This is a genomic window from Nostoc sp. NMS8, from assembly GCF_017115045.1.
In the GTDB taxonomy this organism is placed as follows: Bacteria; Cyanobacteriota; Cyanobacteriia; order Cyanobacteriales; family Nostocaceae; genus Nostoc.
The window spans coordinates 1-5,844 of the sequence record NZ_JABXKK010000056.1 but is presented as its reverse complement, the minus strand read 5'-3'; the positions used below and the strand labels follow the sequence as shown (position 1 = coordinate 5,844).

The window sequence follows — 5,844 nt, the reverse complement described above, 5'->3', positions numbered from 1 at the left end:
CCCCACCTTCCCCAATCCCCATTACCCCTTATCCCCAGAGGGGGCCCCACCTTCCTTAATCCGTCCCCAGCAAACCTTTTAAGATTCTGGTTAATCGTAGAGTCAATTATCCTGATGGGGTTGGTCATTCTCATCACCAAAGTTGCTTTTGGTAAAGGATATCACCTGGAATATATGTTGATTCCGACGTTGATCTGGTCTGCGTTTCGATTGGGACAACCAGGGGCAACGCTGTTAACTTTTATTGTGGCAGCGATCGCAGTGATCGCAACCGTCAATGGCAAAGGTGGTTTTGTAAGTAAGGATCTCAACCAATCTTTGATGCAGCTGCAATCGTTTATTGGCGTGATTACACTCACCATTCTTGTGCTGACAGCAACGATCGCAGAACGAACACAAGCAGAAACCAAGTTGCGTTTAGCTTTTGCCGAATTAGCTAGAACTAATGAAAATCTGGAAGTTCGAGTCCAGGAAAGAACTGAAGAATTGAATGAAAAAAATACGACTCTAAAACAAGCCCTACAAACACTCAAACGGACTCAATTGCAGATGATTCAGAGTGAAAAAATGTCTGCATTGGGGCAGATGGTAGCAGGGGTTGCCCATGAAATCAATAACCCGGTTAATTTCATTTATGGCAATTTGACTCATCTTTCTGAGTATATTCAAGGCTTATTTAGAGCATTACAACTTTACCAACAGCACTATCCTAATCCACCTCAAACCCTGCACACAGAATTAGATAAACTTGAACTGGAATTTTTGCAAGAAGACCTGACCAACATTCTTGATTCTATGCAAATTGGTACTGAGCGGATCAGTACTATTGTAGTGTCGCTGCGGAACTTCTCGCGCTTGGATGAAGCAGAATTGAAAGCGGTAGATATTCATGAAGGGATTGATAGTACCTTGGTGATTTTGCAACATCGATTGCAAGAGACAAGCAATCGTCCGCAAATCCAGCTGATTAAAGAATATGGTCAGTTACCACTGATTGAATGTAATGCTGGCTCCCTGAATCAAGTGTTTATGAATCTTTTGAATAATGCTGTTGATGGATTAGAAGAATCTAATCAAGGGCGTTCGTTCCCAGATATTTTAGCCAACCCAAATACCATCTGGATTAAGACTCGTCAAATCGATACTAACCAAGTGAAGATTATAATTTCTGATAACGGCATAGGCATTCCTAAAGAGATTCGCTCTAAATTATTCGATCCTTTTTTCACCACTAAGCCCGTTGGTAAAGGCACTGGCTTGGGTTTGTTTATGAGCTATCAAATTGTTACCCAGAACCATGGTGGTAATCTTTGGTGTGAATCCACAGTGGGGAAAGGCACAAAATTTGTGATTGAGATTCCGATAAAAGCTCAGAGGATTCTATGAGAGCATTGGGCATTGGGCAAAACAGTTCGTTAGCGGATAGCTAAGGTTTAGCCCGTGCTGAGTGGGGAATCTCACTTCTTTACTCATTACTCATTACTCAGCTTATTCAGCACTCTTGAGGGGCATTGTCAGGAGAATTTCGAGAAGCGATCGCTTGTAATTAAAGGGACTGGGAACTGGGGATTGGGTTTTCACAGCCAAGTAGTGGCGACGAATTGCATTTATGATATACCCAAGGTAGATGTAATAGTATCTAATATGTGCTATCTACTCAATACTGCCAAGTGTAGGATTGAAAATTAGTATTTTTCTACATAAAATGAAAAATCTAAAATTAAAATTTGGTAACAGTGATGGTTAGGAGTGTTAGAGTTTCAAGAAATTCACCGGAACTTTTCAGCGGATATTCATGCTGAAGAAACTACAGAAAAAGCAAATTTCGATAATTGCGGGTGCAGCACTGTTTGCCTTTTTAGCTGGGGCAATGGTATCAGCACCGGAGATCGGCAAATCTCTAGGAAAATGGCTCAAACTGAGTCAGAATAAAACGGAGCAAACATCAGAGGCGAGTAAGGCTCAATCAGCCGTCTTTCCACTGATATCACAATCACTGCCAGAACGGGCGGCAAAACTAGCAGCGATCGCCCAAGAATCGCAATCGCCAGACCGAAATCGCGCTCGTTATCTTTTGGCGAGTGATTACATTGAAAGAACCCAAGGAAAAAAAGCCCTAGCTTTACTCCAAGGACTAGAGAAAGACTATCCCATCCTTGCACCCTACATTTTGCTGAAACAAGCCCAGGCAGAGGATATGCTGGGCGAGGATGGCAAAGCCTCGGATCTTAGGCAAAGCGTGCTGAAACAGTATCCCAAAGAAGCGGCCAGCGTGAAAGCACTATATCTAATTGCCCAACCGAAGCAACAAGAAACTGCGATCGCTCAATTTCCTAGCAATCCTCTAACTTGGGAAATTATTCGCAAACGCTTGCAAGAAAATCCCAATCAGCCCAATTTACAATTGATTTTGGCTACTTATGCCTACGACCAACCGGGCATAGTGGGCATTTTGGATCAGTTAGTCAAACAGCCTACCCTGAAACCCGAAAATTGGGAACTAATTGGTACAAGCTATTGGGAAAATAGTCAATTTCTGAAAGCAGCCAATGCTTATGCCAAAGCACCCAAAACATCGCGTAACCTCTACCGTACCGCACGAGGGTTACAGGTAGGAGGTCAAGATAAGGAAAAAGCGATCACTACCTATAAACAATTGGTGCAGCAATTTCCAAATGCTGAGGAAACTGGGAATGCTTTACTAAGGTTAGCAGAAACCGCAAAAACTCCTAAAGACGGCTTATCCTATCTCGATCAGGTAATTAGTAAATTTCCGAAACAAGCTGCTACTGCACTGGCACAAAAAGCTAAAACTCTCCAAACTCTCAAGGATCAAAAGTCAGCTAGCGCCGCATGGCAAATACTCATAGCTAAATACGGCAATTCTGATGAAGCCGCAGAGTACCGCTGGAAAATAGCCCAAGATAAAGCCAATGTTAAAGATTACGTCGGTGCTTGGCAATGGGCAGAACCAATTGTTACCAACAACCCCAACAGTATTTTGGCTCCGAGAGCAGGCTTTTGGGTAGGTAAATGGACAGCTTTACTAGGCAAGCAGCAGGAGTCTAAAACTGCTTATGAATATGTGATTAGCCAGTTTCCTTACTCTTACTATGCTTGGCGAGCCGCAACCATGCTAGGGCTAAATGTCGGCAACTTTGATAACGTGCGCGCCATGAACCCAGAAGTAATCGCCCCCCAACGTCCAGTACCGCCTGCTGGTTCTGAGACTTTCAAAGAATTATATCTGCTGGGTCAAGACCGCGATGCCTGGTTACAATGGCAAACAGAATTTCAGAACAAAATTCAGCCAACGGTAGCAGAGCAATTTACTGAAGGGTTAATGCGGCAGGCTAAGGGAGAAAATCTCATCGGAATTGACAAAATTTCTAAACTGGAAGACCGCGAAATCCCCGCAGAACTGGCCCAATATCAAACTCTGAGCAAACAAATTACCTACTGGCAAGCCCGTTATCCATTTCCCTATCTTCGGGAGATTGAAAAGTGGTCTACTGAGCGTAAACTCAATCCGCTGTTAGTTACTGCCTTAATCCGTCAGGAGTCACGATTTGAGCCAAAAATCAAATCCGTCGCTAACGCCACTGGTTTGATGCAGCTGTTGCCAAGTACCGCTCAATGGATTACCCCACAAATTAAGGTGGATTTCAAAACCATAAACCTAGAAAATCCCAACGATAACATCATGCTAGGTACATGGTATTTGGATCATACTCATCAGCAATATAACAATAACTCTCTGTTGGCGATCGCTAGTTACAATGCTGGCCCTGGCAATGTCTCTAAATGGCTACAAACTCTAACTACAAAAGATCCAGACGAGTTTGTTGAAGAGATTCCCTTTGATGAAACCAAAAATTATGTGCGGCAAGTATTTGGCAATTACTGGAATTATTTGAGGCTTTACAACCCAGAGATTTCTGGTATCGTCGCCAAATACTCGACTACACACCCACAATTACCGACGCGATAATCTGAGAAAGTTCTGAGTTGTGAGTATTGAGTTATAACGGTTCCTACTCAAATGCGGTATAAGATTATATCGCAAGGTGTAGGGGCAATTCATGTAGACGCAAAGCGGCTTCCCGCAGGGTAAATTGGTGTCAACTTAAGCTAAAAATGGCTTATCTGTTAGCTTCCTTACCCGCCTTGAAATAAATTTCTTTGGCTTTTAGCTAAAGTCTACTTCAGTAGACTGGAGATTTTTGGCGATATTTAGTCATCTTCAGATGACTTTAGCTATGAGGCGGGAATTTCAATTCCCGGCGGACAAGCGGTTTCACGTTAAGTTGACACCAATGAGCAATGCTGTGCCCCTACAAATGGTCTGTATTCTATGCAATTAAGAACCGCTATAGAAAAAATCAATGCTACAAGCGAAAACCAAGCTAATAGGTAAAGGTGCAGCGCTCGGTGACAACGCACCCTACATCATATTTATATTTCTTCACGTAAATTGAATTTTTCTCGCGAATTTACTTAGTTCTAACGGATAATTTATGACAGTCTGGAATCCACAGTACAAAACCTTAGACCATTGGCGGGGTATTGCAGCCTTATGGGTAATGATTTTTCATGGTTTTGGCATTACATTTAACAAACCTCTTCACCCATTGGTTGAGTTATTAAAATCAGTAGCAGCCCCTGGTTGGTTGGGACTTCACCTTTTCTTTGTAATTAGCGGCTACTGTATTGCAGCTAGTGTCTATAAATTATCTTTTAAAAATGGTAGTACCTGGAATTTTATCAAGAGTCGATTCTGGCGTTTAATGCCCACTTATTGGTTAGCATTCATAATCACTATAATTCTGAATCTAGTATCGTCTCCCTTTAACCAAACTAATTTTTTAAATTCTTTTCCATCATCATTACAATCCTGGGTAGGTAATCTATTTTTAATCCAACCCTATTTAAATGTTCCGTTCTACGTTATAGTTTACTGGTCACTTGTTGTAGAGTTAGGCTTTTATATAATAATCGCAATTTTATTGGCAATTAGAAATAATATAAATCAAAACTTAAGTTTTTTTATAGCTATAATTTTAGGATTATCTTCTGTTTTTATTCCGGCCGATCCCCGATTAGGTTTATTGAAGTATTGGAGTGAATTTCTTTGTGGTTCACTAGTATTCATCGCTCTTTGGGCAAGCAATCACAATCATATTTATCAACGTAATTTATGTTTAATAGTAATTATGATATTGGGTGGTTTAGGACAGTATATGACTTTTGCACATCATCAACCAAATCAAATATTATTTAGTAGTGTTTTTTCAATTATTATTTATTTTCTCTATAAACTAGATAAACACATTGACTCTTTAAAATTTATAAAGTGGCTTAAATTTGTAGGTGTGATGTCATATTCTCTCTACTTACTTCACGCTCCATTTCAGGGAAGAGTAATCAATCTCGGATTAAGGTTTATTCCGCTTGATAGTCCAATGATATTACTGCTACAAATAATCGCTTGGGCAATAGCAATTAGCTTCAGTTTTATGTTTTATCGGTTAGTTGAAAAGCCATTAAATGACTGGCGACATCAACGAGCAATAACTAAACCAGTAACATGACAATCTTACACAGTGCCGCTCCTGAACTTCCAGTACCACCAAACCTTGATGGTGGTATTAGTAGTGGTATCGCATCACCCCTGATAAAGTCGCAATGTGGATTGGTGACAACGTAGACACAGTTTTACGTTACTATACACACCCCAGTGTAGTAAGTGCTAATTGTCCAGATTTTTAGTAATGCTACTTAAATGCTACTAGGACTTACGCATTGACAGAATAACAAAATAGTGAATTCATAAATAAGGGTCGT

3 protein-coding genes are annotated in these 5,844 nt (G+C 40.8%); all 3 read left to right on the top strand.

The window, feature by feature from the left end; genetic code table 11:
• Positions 1–1,386, top strand: a 1,386-nt coding sequence (locus HWQ39_RS10455) for an ATP-binding protein (RefSeq protein WP_292843949.1), incomplete at its 5' end; no start/stop codon positions are given.
• Between the two features lie 409 nt (positions 1,387–1,795).
• On the top strand, positions 1,796–3,991 hold the full coding sequence (locus tag HWQ39_RS10450; protein WP_292843948.1) for a transglycosylase SLT domain-containing protein: 2,196 nt from the start codon (positions 1,796–1,798) through the stop codon (positions 3,989–3,991).
• A 526-nt stretch (positions 3,992–4,517) separates the two neighbouring features.
• The gene (locus HWQ39_RS10445) at positions 4,518–5,591 is read left to right on the top strand and encodes an acyltransferase (protein ID WP_292843946.1); all 1,074 of its coding nucleotides are present in this window, start codon (positions 4,518–4,520) and stop codon (positions 5,589–5,591) included.
• The last annotated feature ends 253 nt before the right edge of the window (positions 5,592–5,844 follow it).